This is a genomic window from bacterium 336/3 (assembly GCA_001281695.1).
Classification (GTDB): Bacteria; Bacteroidota; Bacteroidia; order Cytophagales; family Thermonemataceae; genus Raineya.
In genome coordinates this window covers 1,265,671-1,284,535 of record LJIE01000001.1, presented here as the reverse complement: position 1 = coordinate 1,284,535, position 18,865 = coordinate 1,265,671, and the positions used below count along the sequence as shown (strand labels likewise).

Here is an 18,865-nt window from a genome sequence, read left to right as displayed (position 1 = left end):
AATAAGCATCTAAGACTTTAGGTATTATTTTTGTCGAAAATCTAGCAAATACTTATTAAAAGCCTCAAACGTTGGAGGTACACCTTTATACTATAAAACTTAAACCTTAACTAATTTCAATGAAAACACATTTTTTAGCAACGCTGTTGCTAAGTGTATTGGTGTTTGGTTGCAAACCTCGAACCCAAGAACTCCGCCCACAAACAACTAACATCAATCCTGATGTGATAGAACAAGCCAAAACTTATTTTGAAAACGCCCAAAGCGTAGCCCTTACCAAAACAGTAGAGGTAAGTCTTGGAGCAAGAGACAACCGAATCAATTTGTGGGCTTATCCTGTCTTTAGAACCTTTCAACCTATTTGGAGTAAAACAGAGCAAGTAACACTCTTGAACGGAAATAAGGTGCTGATTACACCAATAAGCAGAAACATGAAAGTAGATTACAACAATTTGTACTACATTCGTAGATTAAGAATTGAGTTAAATACTCAAAACCAAGTAGTGAAAGCCAATATTGTAGAGCTTGTAACCCTCAAGCATACAGTAGCTTCTCAAAAGTACCAAATTATTGCCAATGTATTTGAAGAAATACAAACAAGAACAGACGCTAAAATTTTGGTATTTGATGCAGGATATACACCTCAAATTGAAAGTGGTTCTTGGAAAGGAGAAACAACTAACACCACAGCCAACCTAAGACCCACAAGTGGTAGCGATTCCCCTGGCTGTTATCAATTAGTTGCAGTAGTGAGTTGCTCTGATGTTCAGTATCTCCAAGAGCCTGCTCCTTGTAGTGCTGATATGCCTGGTGCATTTCAAGGTTTTGGAACTCCTATAAACAACTGCCCTAATGGTGGTGGTAGCCCTTGGACACCTCCCTCTGACCCTAATAACCCTCCTGGCAGTGGACAAACTGGTAATGGTGGTGGAGATAATGGACAAGACCAACCCTTAGACCCAAACTTTACGCCTGACCATATCGAAGACCCTGAAGGAATTTATAAAGAATATAAAACTTACATCTCTGCTGGTTTGACAGGAACAAAAGAATATATTAACACTTTTTCAACTTCTGAAAACCCTCAAGTTCAAGCTATGGTTTCATTTATGAGAAAAAAACTTGATGCTTATGAGCAGGCTGAAAAGGATATTAAACTTATAGAAAAATCTACTTATAAATATTTTTTTAAATCTATGCCTCCTGAAGTAGATGTAAATGGTAAATACATACCACAAGGAGAAACCTATTATGACATAGCAAATAATAAAATAGTGGTTGCTTTTCCTCAAAATGTTGGAATTACTGCTGCTGTTGTTTTAGGTTTAAAAGCTCATGAAATGAGACATGTAGGACAATTTGAAACTGGCAAATTATCCTACTCAAAAACACCTGATAGTGAAGGAAAAGGTAAAGGAGGCGTTTTATATGATTTACAAGATGAAGTAGACGCATATAAAATACAATATATACTGATGGTTAATTTTCATGATAACGGAAAAATTGACTTTTTAGGCAAGCCAGCACCTAATTTTGTAGTAAATAACACAACTGTATTGGCTTCTGGGATATATAACTCAATCCCAACAACTCAAATTACAATAAAAACCAAACCTGAGGGTACAACCCTGCAAAATGCAACTAATCCTACTGATATTTTTGTTAAACCTTAAACTATAAACTATTATGAAAAAGCTATTATTATTATTTGTGTATATTGTGTTTTTATCTATACATACACAAGCACAAAACTCTACTTTGTGGTATAAAATACAGGAAATAAGACAACAATATTTTCCTGAAACAATTAATGAAGGTTTACATTCTTCTGTTAAGTCTGGTCCTGGTCTGACAGGTACAAACCCTCATAAATCTTATGCAATGAGTTACTTCAAATCACCCGCAGTAATTATTGACAATGAATATGTAAGTTTTCCAGGCTCAACAAATTCAGAACAAGAGGCACTTTCTAAAATAAATAGTTATCAATTGACTCAAATTGCAGGTGTTAATTATATAACTACAGCGAATAATTTTGAGTTAACTACATTTTATGGAGCAAGTGGAGGTTATGGAGTAATTTTAATTTACACACATCAATTTGTAGCTTCTAATCCTTGGGCAAGAGATACTTTTAAAATCTCCTTTGAGGGGCAAATAGGTAATAAAGAAAAAAAAAGTAAGAAATAAGAATAAAGCCCTCATTTGCGAGGGCTTTTAAAGTTTAAAACTATGAAAGTATTTTTTTTGATTATTTGGATTGGTTTTGTAGGCTGTCAAATGAAAAACAGTCGCCCTCAATATTCAGATATGTTATTTTTAAAGTTTCGTTGTGAAGAAGATAAACAAGAAATTTTTAATGTTTCTGTTCGTGTACCATATAAAGAAGAAACAGAGAATAGAATAGGATATTTTTTTGATACAGACCAATGGCATTCAGATGTTGAGCTTTATGCCCCCAAAGCTCAATTTTTAACCATTGATTCATCATCAGTTTATTATCAAAGAGCCATAGACGCCGAAGCATTGAGAAAAACCTTATCCAAGCTTGCATATTATGACATAAGAAGATATTTAGATGGTTTTTTACATATTTTTATGATAGATTTAGAAGAATCTAAAGAAAAAAAAGAATATAAAATTGTGGGAGTTCTTCCTTATAGTTATTTTGACCATATAGATGTATGGCATTGTGGGAACAGTGGTGAAACGTATTATGGGAGTGCTTTTTAAACACTAATCTATGAAAAAGATATTATTTATTAGTGTGTATTTGTTGTTATGCAATTTAGCTTTAGCTCAAAATGTAACACCTTTATATTTAATTTATCAAGAAAATAATTCTAATCAATATAAAAATGTAAATGCTCACTGGAATTATGAAGATAAATCATTAGATGAAGATATATTTGGATTTATGAGAATTCCATGTGATAATGTACCTTTAACGGTTGCCACTATCAATAAACGCAACTACATAGAAATCAACCAGAGCCAATTGGCAAGTTATGGGGTTAAAACAGATGAGCAAGTATTGGAAATGCTTCGTCCTAAAAGTCATAGTGAGGAGATTAAGTTTTTTATGGATTTGGAGCGAGAACAAAAATTGTTTGTAGTAGAAATATTACCCAATAACAAGGCTCGTATTTATCAAGTACGTAATATTACAAGTCGTTAAAACAAACAAAAAAACCTCTATAATAGAGGGTTTTTGTTTAAAAGATTATGAAAAAGATATTATTATTATTAGTGGTTGTGTTTACTACAATCAATAGCCAAGCCCAAAATATAACCGTACCTGACCCCAATACGCCCAATACTTTATTTTTAAAGTTTGGACAGAGTCCAACTTTAAATGGAGAACATTCATTTACAGAATGTCAAGTATGGAAAGCTGATAGAAGTAATTTAGAATGGCAAGATTTGTATTTATTCACCTTTGATGTTAGCCTATATACACTAAATAAAGAATACTTTGGTTATACAGAACTTGCTCCTTATAATAGTGTAGCAATCACCAATGCTCAATTAAGGGATATTTTGAGTCCAAAAGACTTTTATGCAAGATGGCCTTACATAGATAGTTTCACTAAAATCTATATTATAGACTTAGATTCTCCAAACCCAAGACAAACAAGTAAGTATAAAATTATTGAGGTAAAACTTTATTATTGGTCTAAAAATAGATAAATCAAAAGCCCTCATAAAATGAGGGCTTTTTTTAAGAATCATATCGAACAACTTGTTCAACACCTTGTATGCCTTGCAATTGCTCAATGAGCATATTGAGGTGTTTTGTATCATGAACTAACACTGTACAATTTCCTTCAAATACATTTTCAATAGTATCAAAAGCCAATGAACGCATATTTACTTTGAGTTCATTAGAAATAATACGGGTTACATCATTGATAATCCCTACTCTATCAGTACCTGTAATGCGTAAGCCCACAATATAAGATTCCTCCATTTTTGAAGCCCATTGAGCCTTGAGGATTCTATGTCCATAATGCGACATGAGTTCTGTGGCATTGGGGCAATTGGTTCTATGTATTTTAATGCCTTCTGTAACTGTTACAAATCCAAAAACATCATCACCAGGGATAGGATTACAACAAGAAGCCAATTTATAGTCTATTTTATCCATATCCTCACCAATCAAGAGTACATCTTTATTTTCGGGGCTATGGATTTTTTGTACTACTTTTTCAAAACCTTTTACATCTTTGATATTTTCTCTGGAGCTACTTCTACGTTTTGCAACAATTTCTTTGTATTGTTTGAGTTCAGTAGGCTGTATATAACCTTTCCCAAAACGATAGAACATATCAGCCACCGATTTGTCATTAAAAAGGGCTCGAATATCATTATATACATTATCATTGACTTCTATACTGTATTGTTGCATTTTCTTATCAACAACTTCTTTTCCTTTTCTGATAAACTGCCTTTTTTCATCTCTTAAAGATTCTCTAATTTTGGCTTTGGCTTTGGAGGTAGCCACCAAACGAAGCCAATCTTCGCTAGGTGTTTGTTTAGAAGAGGTCAAGATTTCAATCTGGTCGCCATTTTGTAGTTTATAACTAATAGGGACGAGTTTGTTATTTACTTTTGCTCCAATACATTTTTGTCCTACTTCCGAATGAATCTCAAAAGCAAAGTCAAGAGCCGTAGAACCCAAAGGAAGTACTTTTAAATCTCCTTTAGGGGTAAAAATAAATACCTCATCATTAAATAAATTACTTCTGAATTCATCTAAAAACTCGATTGCTGAAGTATTATTATTTTCTAGCATATCCCGAACTTTGTTCATCCAAATTTCGAGTCCACTTTCGTGAGATGTACCTTTATTTGCTCCAGTTTCTTTGTATTTCCAATGAGCAGCATAGCCTTTTTCAGCAATATCATCCATTCTACGAGTACGTATTTGTACTTCTACCCACTGCCCTGTAGTACTCATGACGGTTGTATGCAACGATTCGTAGCCGTTTGCTCTTGAATTGCTAATCCAGTCTCTCAAACGTTCAGGGCTTGGACGATAATAATCTGTAATAATGGAATAAACCTTCCAACAAGCTGATTTTTCATCATCATATTTGATTTCATCCAAAATAATTCTGATAGCAAACAAATCATAGATTTTCTCAAAGGGGATTTGTTGCTTTTTCATTTTATTATAAATAGAATGAATAGATTTTGGTCTTCCTTTGATAACAAACTCAAACTTTTCTTGTGTAAGTGATTTTTCTATAGGAGAAATAAAATCTTTGATGAATTTATCTCTGGCAGCTTTTGTAGACTGAAGTTTTCTGGCTATTTCATCATAAACTTCTCTTTCTGTATATTTTAAATATAAATCCTCTAATTCTGATTTGATGGTATAAAGTCCTAAACGGTGAGCCAAAGGAGCATAAATATAGCTCGTTTCAGAGGAAATTTTGAGTTGTTTATTGCGAGGCATATCCTCCAACGTACGCATATTATGGAGTCTATCAGCTATCTTAATGAGTATCACTCGTACATCTTCGGAGAGTGTCAGTAAAACTTTTTTAAAGTTTTCTGCTTGCATAGAAGAGGTTTGGTCAGTAACACCTGCAATTTTAGTTAATCCGTCTATAATTTGAGCCACTTTATGCCCAAACTCTTTTTCGATATAACTTAACTCAATATGTGTATCTTCTACCACATCATGCAATAAGGCAGCAACAATGGAAGTCGTTCCCAAACCTATTTCTTCTACACAAATTTGAGCTACTGCCAACGGATGATAAATATAAGGTTCACCCGATTTTCTACGCATATCTTTATGAGCTTCTGCCGAAAGGCTGAATGCTTTTTTGATAAGTTTAGCATCATTATCTTTCAGAAAAGGCTTCGCCAAACGTAATAATTTACGGTATCTTTTTAAAATCTCTTGTTTTTCTAATTCTAATTCTTCAGGACTCAATTCTATCATAGATATTCATTTTTTCTATTCTTTTATATAAACCTCCTTTTAATGTAAAGAGTTTATTTTATAATTCCAAATAGACTATTTATTTAGTCCATAATTTTCTAATGGATACCAAATGACTAAAAAGTACCAATGGTACTACTAGTGTAGGCAACCAACTAATCGGAAAATATAAAATGGCTACATTGGGTTGCTCAAAAGCGAATTTTTGAAATGGTGAAGGAGCAGAAAGTATGGCATTAACTACTATGTTTATAAGTAAGCCTAAACAAATAATATTCCATACTAAGAGTATTTTATTTGATAATATCTTCTTTTTAAATACTAAATAAGCCATTATAGGAGCTGTAATCCCCGCCAAAATATCGAAGTTTCTGCCTTCAAAAGTCATGAGTTGGGGTATTTTTTTTTCTAAATATAACTGATACAAAGCTATTTCTACAGGTATTCGGATAATATGTAAGCGTGTTAGAAATTCTAAAGAAAGATTATCCATAAATTCTCTTCCTTTTTTACTAAAAAACAGATAGAAAATCAAAATAACAAGAGGAAATACTCCAAAAAGAATAATTCTTGGGGGAATAGTGTTTGTATTTGTATAATAAACACCTTGCAATGTCAATAAAGCCTGAATAGCAAGCCAAGTAATCGCAAATAATATAAAATTTCTCGCTTTTGATCTGTTTTCTATTGAAAAGAAGAAAAAAGTGATACAAGTAAATGTTGCTATAAAAAAAGTAATGTATATAGAGTTTGATACAGGAAGCATGGTATATAAGTTATAAAATCCCTTCTTTTTACAAAAAGGGATTTTATTTTTAAGTTTTAAATTTCATTAATCGTCTTTAGAATTATCCAATCTGAAAGAAACATTGCAAATAACCCCATAAGAAGTTATTTTACCATCTTTTACATGAGCTTTTTGATCTTTAATGTAAACAGAATCCACATTTCTGATAGTTTTAGAAACTTCTTCCACTGCATTTTTTACAGCATCTTCAAAACTTTTTGGAGATGTGGCAATGACTTCTATTACTTTTACAATTCCCATAAGCATTTAAGGTTTAGTACAAAATATACTTTAATAGTTTCAATTTAGAAATTTCCAAATAAAAACCAAATTTATTTCATAATAAATTTACTCAACAACTAACCTTAATGATGGCTGTTGGCTTAAGTTGGGGCTCACAGTTAAAATATACTCACCTCTTGGTAAATTTTTAAAATCTTCGAGGATTGTTTCTTTACCTACTTGTTTCAAACGAGTTTGAGCTATTAATTTCGATTTTGAGTCATATACCTTTACTTCTATATCTTTTCCTCTATAATTAGCCCCCCAAGCAATAGCAGGAATTGTTTCTTTGTTTTCAGGCTTATATGGGTTGGGGTATAGTTTAAATTCGTTAGGGTTTTGTCCTGTCATAATACCATCAGTAGTCGTTTCTTTTTTGGCAAGATAATCTGCCCTTACAAAGCTTACTATTCCATAACCATACGTATTATCTGGCTTTGTATATTGATTTCCAGATTTTCGGATGTATTCTACTACTTGTTTGGCTGTAAGTTGTGGATTTGCCTGCCAAAAACCTGCTACTAAACCTGCTGTAATAGGGCAAGAAAAAGACGTTCCACTTGAATATGAAACTTCGCTATCATCTCCCCCAACTGTAGCACTACTACCCATTGCAAGTACATCAGGCTTTACACGTCCATCAGCAGTATAGCCTCTAGAACTAAAATAAACGATACTACCTCTGCTATTTACTGCTCCAATACTTAAAATAGATGCTGCATCAGCAGGTGAAGAAATGATATTCCATGCAGAACCTCCTTCATTGCCTGCACTACTTACCACTACAATACCTTTTTGAGCTGCTATTTCAGCGGCACGAGTAGCAATACAAGTTTTTCCATCCATTTGCTCAGTTTTATAACTAGTGTTTTTATCATCAAAACTATTATATCCCAAAGAAGAACTAATCATATCTACACCCAAACTATCTGCCCTTTCAGCAGCAGCAAGCCAATTGTATTCTTCAATCATGTATTCAGTAGAAGCATCTTCAGTTCTAAACAAATAAAATTGAGCTTTGGGAGCTGTTCCTACAATTTTACCTTTTTCATAAGCTGCAATACATGAAAGCACCATTCTGCCATGATCATCATCTTCAAAAACAGACTTTTCGTTCATTACAAAATCGTAGGTATCTAAAATCTGACCATTTTCAAAAAGATGTTTGAAATAGGTTTGTTTATCGGCATTACTAAAGCCTGAATCAAAAACAGCCATCACCATTCCATCACCCCAAAAACCTTTTTTATGCATTTCATCAACACCTAACATTTGATTTTGAGTATAAGAATATCCATAATCATTTTTATCAAAGCCAAAACCTTTGGTAAAATCCGTTGTTTTTTTGCTTGATTTATAAGTTCTTTTACTCGCTTTTTGTGTTTCCGATTCTGTTATGGGTTTGCTTTTTACCATCTTTACTTCATCAGCCTTCACAAAATTCAGAGTTTTAATTTGTCCCAAAACTGTTTCATTACATAGAATTACAACTCCATTAAACCATTTGGTTATTTGGTGTATTTTAGCTCCTTGTGTTCTGATTTGGGTAACATAATTGGCACTTACAGGTAAGTCCTCCAAAGAAACCTCTATATTCTGTTTTTTTCGTCTATCCAAAGCTTTTTTACTCAAGAAATTTTGAGGTTCTGCAACAGAGTATGTAACTCCTTGCTTATCTTTAAATGGAATAAAATAATACATTTCTTGCGTTTGAGCTACTGTAGTAAAAGCTATTAGCATAAAGGCGACAAGAAACTGATATTTTGTACGTGTCAATTTTAAATGTGAAGTTTTCATATATTTTTCATTTTTGAATACAATATTACTCTTTACCATGTTCTATGATTGTGAATTTTTCTATTTTTCCCGATTCTATAATGCCCTTTCCCAAATTGGGTCCATCAGATTTGAACCGAACATTTATTCGTTGCATATAAGCCAAACCAACGCCCAAAGCATAAACTTCTTCTCTTTTTACTTGCGTTACAAGGCTGGAGTCGTTTCCCATCAGTATTTTAACTGTGTTGGGGAGAGTTATTTCTCCATACTTTCGAGTTCTTTTATTTTCTACCAATTTATACGTTTTTTCACCATAATTATTGTATGCATTGCCATTCCATGTTTGGTTATTGGTAGTAGGAAATATAAGTTTAATATATGGAGTATTGTTTTCGTATTTGATGGCTTGTGAGCCAGTTCGTATGGCAGACCAAACAGAATCAATTTGCCAAGATTGATTGATATTGGCTCGTTTATAGCGTTCTAAAACATATTGGCGTTGTCCAGAAAGATTTGTAAAAGTATCTACCACTACCTCTTTTATTTGATAAATATTGGTAGTAGAATCTAAAATAGTATAGTTTTTTTCTTCAATTTCCCAAGTAACAAATTTTCCTATTTCTAAAGGGAAATAATTATATCCCAATCTATCACCATCAGGTTCGATGGTTTTAGAACAATTTTGTAGTAAAAAGAAAAATCCTAACCCTACTAATATTTGTAATGAGTAATTAGCTAAAGACTTTATAAAAAAATTTCTATGAGTTAAAAAAGTCATCAATTTGTTTTTTCTTTTTATCCTTTTCATCACTAAAAAAGTCATCAAACTTCTTGTTTTTTTCTTGTTTCTGCTCAGGCTCTTCTGTCATAGATGCCAGTTTCTTTTCCAATTCGTCCAATTCGTCTTGCTCTTGTTTACTAAAAAAGTCATCTATATTATTTTTAGATTTATTCTCTTGAAAGAAACTATCAATATTGATGCAAAGTTGATTTTCTTTATCAAAAAACTCATCAATATTTTCTGTTTTCTTCACATCACTCTTGAAAAAATCTTCTGTATTTGTTTTTTTAGTTGATGAACTTGTAAAAAAATTATCAACATTTTCTTTTGGTTTTGGATTGGTGTTTGTATCAAAAAAACCTTCTAAAAGTTTATTTTTATCTTGTGTTTCACCTTTTTTCTCTTGAGGTTTTGTAAAATCTTTTCCAAATAAAAGTTCTATCTGTTTTTGTTTGTTCGCTTCTTGAATCTCTTTTTGTTTTTTTTCTTCTTCTGCTGCTTTGAGTTTGAGTTGCTCTATAGAGCTATCAGATGAGTTGAGAGCTTCAAATTCTTTGAGCAGAGGGTCTTCATTATCTTCTAAACCTGCTTCTATTTGTGTTTGAATTATATTTTCTTCAAACACATCTGTATGAATATTGAGGTCTTGTAATTTTTGAGCTAATTCTTTTTGTGTTTTGGCACTTGCATACTCTGCCATAAGTACAGCTCTTTTAGACTTGGTTTCATCTAATTGCATTTTCATCTTGGAAACTTGCTTTTCCAATTTGCGAATAGAGTTTTCCATTTCATGAGCAATCTGTTGATAATCTTTGGATTGCATCTCACAATCAGCCTTTTTAGCAAGCAGTTGCTTGGCTTCCATTTCTCTATTATTCTTGATTGCTTTCAGTGCTTCCTTGCCTAAATCGTGGGCCTCATATTGCAACTGAGCAGTTTTATCCTGCATATCTTTATAATTCCTTGCAAGTTGATTTAAGGAGGCTATTGATGAACGTATTGCTCCTTCCATTTCGATAATGGTGGTATCTATTACCTCTGCAGGGTCTTCCTCTTTTTTTGTTTTTTTAAACCAACGAAGCATGCCCATAGTGTTTAAATAGTTTTAGAGATCTTCTTAAAAAAATTATAATATATTTTATATTTAGTTCTTGTTTTAACTCAAAAAGTTAAGAATAATTCTTTATTTTTGCAAAAAATTATTAAAAATGAAAATAGAAAAAGATAAAGTTGTATACATTTCTTATACATTGTCTTCTGTAGACGATGGTCATCAGGTAGTTGGACAAGCTCCAGCAACAGAGCCTTTTGCATATATTCATGGACATGAATTTGCCCTGCCTGCCCTAGAAAAACATTTAGAAGGACTTTCTAAAGATGATTCTTTTGATTTTATTCTTACACCAGAAGAAGGTTTTGGTGAATATTATGAAGACAATATGGTTGGTTATCCTCTACAAGCTTTTAGAGACCAGAATTATCCAGAAGAGTTATTGAAAATTGGAGAAATTGTACCTTTACAGGATGAAGATGGTTATCCTTTAGATGGAGTAATTATTTCTATTGATGACGAGATGGTAACGATAGATTTCAATCATCCTTTTGCAGGTAGAAATCTACATTATCAAGGAAAAGTATTGGACGTCAGAAATGCTACCTCTGAAGAAATTCTTCAAGGTATTGTAAAAGGCATGTAAAAACAAAGACTGAGGTAAAAAAAATTATCTCAGTCTTTGTTTTTGAATACTATTTAGTAGCCGCCCATTTACGAATTTCTGTACGGAACCACTCATCAGCCTCTTCTGTCCATTTGAAATTGTTACGGATATACTCCATTGTATCTTTTTCAATATCAGTATAGGTGTCACCGTCTTTTACTTGTTCAAGCAATAATTTGGCATCATCTAAAGAAATTCTACCATCACCTCTACCTTTTACGGCTTCTTCAGCAGCTGCAAGTAATCCGTTATCATATTTTTTTCCATCAATTACACGATAATAAGACATAATTCTGAGGGTTTTAAGATTAAAAGAAATAATTTCCGTACTAAAAATAGTAAAATAAATATTTTTCTCAAATTTTTGTATAAAATATTTACAATTCATGGCAAACTTTGTCTTATTCGATAATCCAACAGATCGTAAAAACTTATTACCTCTTAGTTTTTTACGACCTCTATCATTGATGCGTGTGGGCATCCTAACTATCAAGGAAAAATGGGAAAAGCACCTGCAACAAGCATGTAGCTTCCAAACAGAACCTTATTTATCTGAAAAATATCTAACTAACATTGATGACAAAGAATCAACGTTTTATATCAACGGTTCAATTTGTCCCAATTATAAACTTTGCGAAACCATTTTGGCTCTTGAAGAAAAGCAAATGTTAATTAGTCAGAAAAATGAAATAATTGCCTACAAGATAGGGGCTGATAGAAAAACAGAACATCTAGAGCAATTTGTTTATGAAGAACCATTTGCCAAAATTTCTTATTCTTTTGATATTTTTGGTTATAATGGTGAGCAAATTCAAGAAGATTTTAAAATTATTACCAAAAATAGACAAAGTCAACCTATTACAGACCCACATACAATTGTTTATAAACCCGAAAATATATTTATAGAAGAAGGTGCAGACTTGAAAGCATGTGTACTCAATGCAGAAAAAGGAGTAATTTACATTGGAAAAAATGCTCAAATACAAGAAATGAGTGTAATACAAGGAAATTTTGCTCTTTGTGAGGGAGCAGTTGTCAATATTGGAGGTAAAATGAGAAGCGATACAACCATTGGTCCATATAGCAAAGTGGGTGGAGAAATTAGCAACTCTGTGATTTTTGGATATTCTAACAAAGCCCATGATGGCTTCTTAGGTAATTCTGTACTTGCAGAATGGTGTAATTTAGGTGCTGATACAAATACATCTAATCTCAAAAATAATTATAGTAAAGTAAAAATTTGGAACTACACACAAGAAGATTTTATTAACACAGATAAACAGTTTTGTGGACTTACAATGGGTGACTACTCCAAATCAGGTATCAATACCATGTTCAATACAGGTACAGTGGTCGGTATTAGTAGTAATATTTTTGGTGGCGATTTTCCACCCAAGTTTATTCCTTCATTTATGTGGGGTAGTAATCAAAATAATTTTGAGGTATTTGAGTTTGACAAAGCTCTTGAAGCAGCCGAACGCATGATGCAACGTAGAAATATTCCTCTTACAGAAATAGACAAAAAAATACTTTTAAATGTTTTTGAAAGACGATTCAAACTAAAATAAAAAAATATCATTTATCACTCATAATTTATCATTCACAATTTTTATGCTCACTTTAGACCAATACAATTTCGCAGGTAAAAAAGCTCTGATGAGAGTAGATTTTAATGTCCCTTTGGATAAAAACACTTTTGAAGTTACAGATTTTACACGCCTCAATGCTCATATTCGTAGTATTAAGAAAATTATAGGCGATGGAGGAAGCCTAATTTTAATGTCACATTTGGGAAGACCCAAAGGTGGCTATGAAGAAAAATATTCTTTAAAACATGTTATTCTCTCTCTTAAAAAACTTTTAGGACAAGATATTCTATTTGCTTCTGATTGTATTAGTGATGAGGCAGTAAACATGGCTAAGAATCTAAAAGCTGGTGAGATTCTTCTTTTAGAGAATCTCAGATTTTATGCAGAAGAAGAAAAAGGAGATGTAGATTTCGCTAAAAAACTTTCTTCTTTGGGAGATGTATATGTAAATGATGCTTTTGGAACAGCTCATAGAGCCCATGCTTCTACAGCTGTGATGGCTCAATTTTTTGACACTCGTGTATGTGGTTATGTAATGCAAGCCGAATTGGATAATGCTCAAAAAGTATTAGAAAAGGCTGAAAAACCGTTCACAGCCATTATGGGTGGTGCTAAAATTTCTGATAAAATTTTAATCATTGAAAAACTTTTAGATAAAGTTGATAATCTGATTATTGGAGGGGGGATGAGTTATACATTTTTCAAAGCGATGGGTGGTGAAATTGGTAGCTCACTTGTAGAAGAAGATAAATTAGATTTGGCGAAAAGTTTAATCGAAAAAGCTAAAAATAAAGGTGTAAATTTGCTATTGCCCGAAGATTCTATCATTGCAGATGCCTTTAACAATGATGCCAACAGAAAAGAAGCTGATAATAAACACATTCCTGCAGGTTGGATGGGTTTAGATATTGGTAAAAAAGCTGCCGAAAGTTTTTCAAAAGTAATAGAAAGTTCTAAAACTATACTTTGGAACGGTCCTATGGGCGTTTTTGAAATGCCAAATTTTGCTCAAGGAACTTCAGCCGTTGCAAAAGCCGTAGTAAGTGCTACTGAAAAAGGTGGATTTTCACTCATTGGTGGTGGAGATTCTGCCGCTGCTGTAAATCAGCTTGGTTTTGGTGATAAAGTTTCTTATGTTTCAACAGGTGGTGGTGCTTTACTCGAATACATGGAAGGAAAAGAATTGCCTGGAGTGAAAGCTTTGTCATAATTATTATTTTACATTCAAGGTATATTTTTTATTATCATAGATAATGTATCTTTTGAAACCTATAAGGTTTTGTTTTTTCCAGAATTAATTGATAAACAAGCTCAAACCTTATAGGTTTTCACAAACATTTTGTTTGAGTACAAATAGCTTTTACAGATGAATCTACTTTCTAAAGCTCAGGCAGAAGGCATTATACATATCAATACAACACAAAATACGGTTTACTATGCTCCTATGGATATATCTTTACCCTTCAATCCAGAGGAACAGGTACGTATGCAGATATATTTGGAAGTATTATATACATATCGCTATCCAGCCAAAAGAATTGTTTTTGAACACCCTGTAAAAATGGGTTCAAGCTATAAGAGAGTAGATATTTTAATTTTTGCTGACGATTTAAAGCAAAACCCATTTATCATTATAGAATGTAAAAAAGCTGGTGTGGGTGAAACTACCTTCGATGAAGCCATTGAACAAGCCTTTTCTTATGATAACCATTTATATGCTCAATATATTTGGATTACATCAGGAGCTAAAAATGCTTTTTTTAAATCAGAACATAGCAAATCGGGTAGAAAACGATACTCACTTTCAGATATTCCTAAATTTTCGTGGAAAGATAAAGTTTGGTATAAAGTATTAGAGAGTTTACAGATTGGCTGGGGATTTTTGAAAGATGTTTATGAAGAGTTTATTGCTCCAACTCTCAAAGCCAAATGGTTTGCTCGTTTGTTATTTTTTGGAGTAGTTTTTTTACTCTGCAATTACGGAGCAAGTTGGGCAAATGCCCAGTGGCTCACACCTTATGCCATCAAAAACAAATGGCTTTTAAAAATTAACTTTGAACATCTTTTTTGGATAAGTGGAAGCATGGCAACACTTATCGCTATTTGGATTTTACGGCATAGTGTCATTCCTGATGACCTCATAACAGCTTCTAAAAGTGTAGAAAAAGCTAAACAGCGTAATAATTGGGTTTTCATCGCTACACTATTGGTATTAATTCCTATATATTTTTCTTTAAAAATATTTTTTGATTATGATACCAAATACTGTTATAAATGTACTCCCTGTGCTTTAGAATGGCGTTGTTGGTGGTCTTTTGCTCATTTTAAAACATACTCAAAAGATGCTCGTTTTTGGGAATATTTAACTCCATCATTTGTAATTTTGGGCGTACAAACAATAGCCACCCTACTGGTAGGATGGCTACTAAAAGGTTATGCTGCTATTCGATAAGTTTTAGAGTAAATCCAAACCAATATCTTTACGATAATATTTCTCCTCAAAGTCAATGGTTTGGGCAGCCAAATTCGATTTTTGGAGTGCATCTTCTATACTTGTTCCGAAAGCTGTCAGAGCCATTACTCTACCTCCATTGGTTAAAATTTTGCCGTTCTCTTCTCGTGTGCCTGCATGAAAAGGAAGTACATTTTTGATTTCAGCCAAATTCTTCATTTCTTTCCCTGATTCGTATTTTTCAGGATACCCCCCTGAAACAAGCATGATGGTTGTGGCTGTTTGTAGATTAATTTTGAGCGTGATTTCGTTCAAACGACCTTCTGCAGTAGATGCAAAAAGTTCAACCAAATCATTTTCTATTCTTGGAATAACCACCTCAGTTTCAGGGTCTCCCATTCTACAATTATATTCTATCACATAAGGTTCTTGTCCTACTTTCATCAAACCTATGAAAATAAACCCTACATAATGAATATTTCTTTTTTGGAGTCCCTCAAGGGTAGGTTTGATAATTCTATCTTCTACTTTTTTCAAGAATTGACTATCCGCAAATGGCACTGGCGAAACAGCTCCCATTCCACCTGTATTTAGTCCTGTATCTTTTTCACCAATACGTTTATAATCTTTGGCTTCAGGAAGAATTTTATAATTTTTACCATCTGTTAGTACAAAAACCGAAAGCTCTATACCTTCTAAAAACTGCTCTACAACTACTTTGGAGCTTGCATTTCCAAATTTTTTATCTACAAGCATCTCTCTAAGGGTTATTTCTGCCTCTTTATAAGTCTGACAAATCACAACCCCTTTCCCTGCTGCCAAACCATCTGCTTTCAGAACAATGGGCAAAGCCTGATTAAAAACATATCGCAATGCTTGTTCCAGATTATCAGATGTAAATGTCTGATATGCAGCCGTTGGGATATTATTTTCAAACATAAAGAGTTTAGCAAAGTCCTTACTTCCCTCAAGCATAGCTCCATGTTTATCAGGACCAATCAAGCCAATATTTTTTAGTTGTTCATTTTCCTGAAAATAATCTCTAATACCTGCAACCAAAGGGTCTTCGTTACCCACCACCAACAAAGAGACTTTATTTTCAATACAAAATGAAGCTATTGTAGGAAAATCTAAGGGTGATATATTCACATTCTCAGCTACTTGTGCTGTTCCTGCGTTACCAGTCGCTACCCAAAGTTTTTCACAAAGTGAACTTTGAGCCATTTTCCAAGCCAATGTGTGTTCACGTCCACCCGAACCCAATAAAAGTATGCGATACATGAAAAATAATTATAAAAGATGATACATTTAGATTGATAGCACAAGAAGCAACCAAATCACTTGGTTGCTTCTTGATTTTAAGGTAATCTGTTGTTTTCGTCTGGAAAAACAAGCGTAGGTTTGAATGTTTTACCTTCTTCAAAGTCCATCAGAGCGTACGCAATAATGATAATGACATCGCCTACTTGTACTTTTCTTGCAGCAGGACCATTCAAGCAAATTACACCTGAGTTTCGTTCACCACGAATCACGTACGTTTCTAGTCGTTCACCATTGTTTACATTGACAATCTGTACTTTCTCTCCTTCTATCAAATTCGCTGCCTCCATCAATGCTTCATCAATTGTGATACTTCCTACATAATGTAATTCGGCTTGTGTTACTTTTACTCGATGTATTTTTGATTTAAAAATTTCAATCCACATGGTTTTATCAATTGGTAGGCAAAACTATCAAAAACATTTTTCAAAAACAACACATCAAGTACTTTGTGGCAATTTGCTTTTCAGAAAACGAAGAATTTTTATCAAAAAGGTAGGAATATTCACTTTTTGAGTTAATTCTTTTAATAGTTTTTTATCTATATTATCTAATAAACTTTCTTCTATTTCTTTTAAACACTTTTTAGCAGAATTTTTATTGCCAAAATAATAATACTCATCTGCTTTGTAAAGCAAATAGTAATGAATAGCCTTTTCTATCAGACTTTTATCTATTAATTTATAAAAATCTTGATTGATTTTTTCTTTGATTTCGGAAAGATTCTTTATAAATTCTTTTTGTTTATGGAGTCCTTTTACCTCAGCCAATTCATAAAACAAGCTATTGGTTTCTATTTGGAAGCCTTTTTGTTGAGAAACGGTTTTTGAGTCTCCATGAAGCCTGAAATTGACCAAAATATCTTCTATTTGTAAAATATTTTCTAAACCAAATAAAAGCAAATAACGAATCCACCACTCCTTATCCATTACATAATGAAATTTATCATTTACAAATCCCATTTTCTGAATAGCAGAAGTTCTAAAAAATGTTTCTGGTTGGTCTATACGAGCCCAACCAATCGTTTTAGCTAAATTATTTTTGTAAATATCTGTTCCTGATGAAAAATGAGAGGTCTGATTACCCTCATCATAAAATATTCTGCTTTTCCCACACACTACATGGACTTGTGGGTTTTGAAAAGATTTGCCAATAGTATTTAAAGTGTTTTTTTCATAGTAATCATCTGAATTTAACCAATTTACAATATCTCCAGTTGCTTTTTGTAAGCCTTTGTTTATGGCATCACTTTGTCCTTTATCTTTTTCACTGACCCAATAAGCTAAATATTTTTCATACTTTTTGATAATCTCAACAGAATTGTCCACGCTTCCTCCATCTATCACCATATATTCCAAATGAGGATAATTTTGGCTTAATACAGAATCTATGGTTTGCTCTAAAAAATGTCCTTGGTTATAACTGGGAGTAATAATGGTAATTTTTGGTAACATACTTATTTTTCAGCTTCTACAACAATTGTTTCAAAATTATTAATCTCATCTCCAACATATTGATGATGAATCTCCATATTTTTAAGATTTTCATCATCACTTTGCTCTGGCTGGTAGACTTTTATATTCTTAAAACCTGCATCTGTCAGTAAATCTGTTAAACAAGCCTTACTATAAATAAATCTATGATTGTAATTATAAGTTAAATAATTAATAAAATAAGCCCTATCTATACTAATATTGATATCTGTTGCCATAATAGGTTTCACAAGCTTTTGAAAGTATTTTTGAGTCGTTTCATCTTGTTTATCTACTTTTTCTATCAAATAATCCATACAAGGAGTTGCTACTCTTATTTTCCCTCCTGTTTTAAGGATTCTATAACATTCTTTGAGCATAAAGAAGCCATCTTGAAGAGGAATATGTTCTATCATGTGTTCAGAGAAAATGTAGTCAAAACTTTCATTTTCTAAAGAAAAAGGCTTGGTAGCATCCATATAAGCAATGCCTTCTTTAGCAGGCCAAATATCAACACTAAGCCATCCTTCCTGAACATGAATTTGAGCTCCAATATTGAGTTTCCGAGTTTCTTTATATTGATTGAGGTAATTAGGAATAATATTTTTTGTTTTTTTTCTAAAAAACAATTCATTTTTCTTTTCAGGAGTCATGCCCCAAAGTCCTCGAATTGCCCATATCAAATTGAATATTCTCTTGTTATTTTTGATTTTTTGTAGCATAAGCATT

At 32.7% G+C, this 18,865-nt stretch carries 19 protein-coding genes and 1 pseudogene; 9 read left to right on the top strand and 11 right to left on the bottom strand.

The genetic code is table 11. The features are described from left to right. Positions 1–119 precede the first annotated feature (119 nt). Genes AD998_06020 through AD998_06000 form a run of 5 tightly spaced genes read left to right on the top strand, consistent with a single transcriptional unit; the run spans position 120 to position 3,690 of the window. Positions 120–1,673, top strand: coding sequence for a hypothetical protein (locus AD998_06020; protein KOY85769.1), 1,554 nt, complete (start codon positions 120–122; stop codon positions 1,671–1,673). A 13-nt stretch (positions 1,674–1,686) separates the two neighbouring features. Then, a complete protein-coding gene (locus tag AD998_06015) occupies positions 1,687–2,190 on the top strand; it encodes a hypothetical protein (GenBank protein KOY85768.1) in 504 nt (167 codons plus the stop codon). 42 nt (positions 2,191–2,232) lie between these two features. Next, the gene (locus AD998_06010; protein KOY85767.1) at positions 2,233–2,733 is read left to right on the top strand and encodes a hypothetical protein; all 501 of its coding nucleotides are present in this window, start codon (positions 2,233–2,235) and stop codon (positions 2,731–2,733) included. Positions 2,734–2,743: 10 nt separating this feature from the next. Then, on the top strand, positions 2,744–3,178 hold the full coding sequence (locus AD998_06005; GenBank protein ID KOY85766.1) for a hypothetical protein: 435 nt from the start codon (positions 2,744–2,746) through the stop codon (positions 3,176–3,178). A 47-nt stretch (positions 3,179–3,225) separates the two neighbouring features. Continuing rightward, a complete protein-coding gene (locus tag AD998_06000) occupies positions 3,226–3,690 on the top strand; it encodes a hypothetical protein (protein ID KOY85765.1) in 465 nt (154 codons plus the stop codon). 31 nt (positions 3,691–3,721) lie between these two features. Here AD998_06000 and AD998_05995 read toward each other — a convergent pair whose 3' ends face one another. From AD998_05995 to AD998_05970, 6 genes are all read right to left on the bottom strand, one after another. Next, on the bottom strand, positions 3,722–5,956 hold the full coding sequence (locus AD998_05995) for an MFS transporter (protein KOY85764.1): 2,235 nt from the start codon (positions 5,954–5,956) through the stop codon (positions 3,722–3,724). 79 nt (positions 5,957–6,035) lie between these two features. Continuing rightward, positions 6,036–6,722, bottom strand: coding sequence for a hypothetical protein (locus AD998_05990; GenBank protein ID KOY85763.1), 687 nt, complete (start codon positions 6,720–6,722; stop codon positions 6,036–6,038). A gap of 66 nt (positions 6,723–6,788) precedes the next feature. Then, positions 6,789–7,004: a dodecin gene (locus AD998_05985; GenBank protein ID KOY88078.1), complete on the bottom strand. Its 216-nt coding sequence runs from the start codon at positions 7,002–7,004 to the stop codon at positions 6,789–6,791. Positions 7,005–7,091: 87 nt separating this feature from the next. Further along, positions 7,092–8,822, bottom strand: coding sequence for a hypothetical protein (locus AD998_05980; protein ID KOY88077.1), 1,731 nt, complete (start codon positions 8,820–8,822; stop codon positions 7,092–7,094). 25 nt (positions 8,823–8,847) lie between these two features. Further along, entirely contained in the window at positions 8,848–9,612 is a 765-nt protein-coding gene (locus tag AD998_05975; protein KOY85762.1) for a hypothetical protein, read from the bottom strand. Next, on the bottom strand, positions 9,563–10,675 hold the full coding sequence (locus tag AD998_05970) for a hypothetical protein (GenBank protein KOY85761.1): 1,113 nt from the start codon (positions 10,673–10,675) through the stop codon (positions 9,563–9,565). Before AD998_05970 ends, AD998_05975 begins: the two co-directional genes overlap by 50 nt. Before the next feature lie 118 nt (positions 10,676–10,793). Between AD998_05970 and AD998_05965 the strand changes: the two genes are divergently transcribed. Further along, on the top strand, positions 10,794–11,282 hold the full coding sequence (locus tag AD998_05965) for a hypothetical protein (GenBank protein KOY85760.1): 489 nt from the start codon (positions 10,794–10,796) through the stop codon (positions 11,280–11,282). Positions 11,283–11,331: 49 nt separating this feature from the next. Here the strand turns inward: AD998_05965 and AD998_05960 are convergent, their stop codons facing one another. Next, positions 11,332–11,691, bottom strand: coding sequence for a hypothetical protein (locus tag AD998_05960; protein ID KOY85759.1), 360 nt, complete (start codon positions 11,689–11,691; stop codon positions 11,332–11,334). Between AD998_05960 and AD998_05955 the strand changes: the two genes are divergently transcribed. The 3 genes from AD998_05955 (at position 11,690) to AD998_05945 (ending at position 15,344) form a co-directional block, all read left to right on the top strand. Then, complete coding sequence (locus AD998_05955) at positions 11,690–12,871, top strand: glucose-1-phosphate thymidylyltransferase (protein KOY85758.1); 1,182 nt, start codon at positions 11,690–11,692, stop codon at positions 12,869–12,871. The two genes, AD998_05960 and AD998_05955, sit on opposite strands and share 2 nt — an antisense overlap. A 43-nt stretch (positions 12,872–12,914) precedes the next feature. Continuing rightward, complete coding sequence (gene pgk / locus AD998_05950) at positions 12,915–14,102, top strand: phosphoglycerate kinase (GenBank protein ID KOY85757.1); 1,188 nt, start codon at positions 12,915–12,917, stop codon at positions 14,100–14,102. 156 nt (positions 14,103–14,258) lie between these two features. Then, positions 14,259–15,344 carry a hypothetical protein gene (locus tag AD998_05945; protein ID KOY85756.1) on the top strand — a complete coding sequence of 362 codons (1,086 nt, stop codon included), beginning with the start codon at positions 14,259–14,261 and terminating at the stop codon, positions 15,342–15,344. Positions 15,345–15,347: 3 nt separating this feature from the next. Here the strand turns inward: AD998_05945 and AD998_05940 are convergent, their stop codons facing one another. The 4 genes and pseudogenes from AD998_05940 to AD998_05925 all read right to left on the bottom strand — a co-directional run bounded on the left by AD998_05940 (position 15,348) and on the right by AD998_05925 (position 18,864). Continuing rightward, positions 15,348–16,625: a phosphoribosylamine--glycine ligase gene (locus AD998_05940; protein KOY85755.1), complete on the bottom strand. Its 1,278-nt coding sequence runs from the start codon at positions 16,623–16,625 to the stop codon at positions 15,348–15,350. A gap of 77 nt (positions 16,626–16,702) precedes the next feature. After that, positions 16,703–17,050, bottom strand: a complete 348-nt coding sequence (locus AD998_05935; GenBank protein ID KOY85754.1) for a hypothetical protein — start codon at positions 17,048–17,050, stop codon at positions 16,703–16,705. Positions 17,051–17,482: 432 nt separating this feature from the next. Next, positions 17,483–18,118, bottom strand: a pseudogene (locus AD998_05930) (hypothetical protein). 2 nt (positions 18,119–18,120) lie between these two features. Beyond that, positions 18,121–18,864: a hypothetical protein gene (locus AD998_05925; GenBank protein KOY85753.1), complete on the bottom strand. Its 744-nt coding sequence runs from the start codon at positions 18,862–18,864 to the stop codon at positions 18,121–18,123. Between the last annotated feature and the right edge of the window lies 1 nt (position 18,865).

Excerpts from the sequence above, each read along its gene's own strand:
- AD998_06020 (KOY85769.1), top strand. The coding sequence starts at position 120 with ATGAAAACACATTTTTTAGCAACGCTGTTGCTAAGTGTATTGGTGTTT.
- AD998_06015 (KOY85768.1), top strand. The coding sequence starts at position 1,687 with ATGAAAAAGCTATTATTATTATTTGTGTATATTGTGTTTTTATCTATA.
- AD998_06010 (KOY85767.1), top strand. The coding sequence starts at position 2,233 with ATGAAAGTATTTTTTTTGATTATTTGGATTGGTTTTGTAGGCTGTCAA.
- AD998_06005 (KOY85766.1), top strand. The coding sequence starts at position 2,744 with ATGAAAAAGATATTATTTATTAGTGTGTATTTGTTGTTATGCAATTTA.
- AD998_06000 (KOY85765.1), top strand. The coding sequence starts at position 3,226 with ATGAAAAAGATATTATTATTATTAGTGGTTGTGTTTACTACAATCAAT.
- AD998_05995 (KOY85764.1), bottom strand. The coding sequence starts at position 5,956 with ATGATAGAATTGAGTCCTGAAGAATTAGAATTAGAAAAACAAGAGATT.
- AD998_05990 (KOY85763.1), bottom strand. The coding sequence starts at position 6,722 with ATGCTTCCTGTATCAAACTCTATATACATTACTTTTTTTATAGCAACA.
- AD998_05985 (KOY88078.1), bottom strand. The coding sequence starts at position 7,004 with ATGGGAATTGTAAAAGTAATAGAAGTCATTGCCACATCTCCAAAAAGT.
- AD998_05980 (KOY88077.1), bottom strand. The coding sequence starts at position 8,822 with ATGAAAACTTCACATTTAAAATTGACACGTACAAAATATCAGTTTCTT.
- AD998_05975 (KOY85762.1), bottom strand. The coding sequence starts at position 9,612 with ATGAAAAGGATAAAAAGAAAAAACAAATTGATGACTTTTTTAACTCAT.
- AD998_05970 (KOY85761.1), bottom strand. The coding sequence starts at position 10,675 with ATGGGCATGCTTCGTTGGTTTAAAAAAACAAAAAAAGAGGAAGACCCT.
- AD998_05965 (KOY85760.1), top strand. The coding sequence starts at position 10,794 with ATGAAAATAGAAAAAGATAAAGTTGTATACATTTCTTATACATTGTCT.
- AD998_05955 (KOY85758.1), top strand. The coding sequence starts at position 11,690 with ATGGCAAACTTTGTCTTATTCGATAATCCAACAGATCGTAAAAACTTA.
- AD998_05960 (KOY85759.1), bottom strand. The coding sequence starts at position 11,691 with ATGAATTGTAAATATTTTATACAAAAATTTGAGAAAAATATTTATTTT.
- pgk (KOY85757.1), top strand. The coding sequence starts at position 12,915 with ATGCTCACTTTAGACCAATACAATTTCGCAGGTAAAAAAGCTCTGATG.
- AD998_05945 (KOY85756.1), top strand. The coding sequence starts at position 14,259 with ATGAATCTACTTTCTAAAGCTCAGGCAGAAGGCATTATACATATCAAT.
- AD998_05940 (KOY85755.1), bottom strand. The coding sequence starts at position 16,625 with ATGTATCGCATACTTTTATTGGGTTCGGGTGGACGTGAACACACATTG.
- AD998_05935 (KOY85754.1), bottom strand. The coding sequence starts at position 17,050 with ATGTGGATTGAAATTTTTAAATCAAAAATACATCGAGTAAAAGTAACA.
- AD998_05925 (KOY85753.1), bottom strand. The coding sequence starts at position 18,864 with ATGCTTATGCTACAAAAAATCAAAAATAACAAGAGAATATTCAATTTG.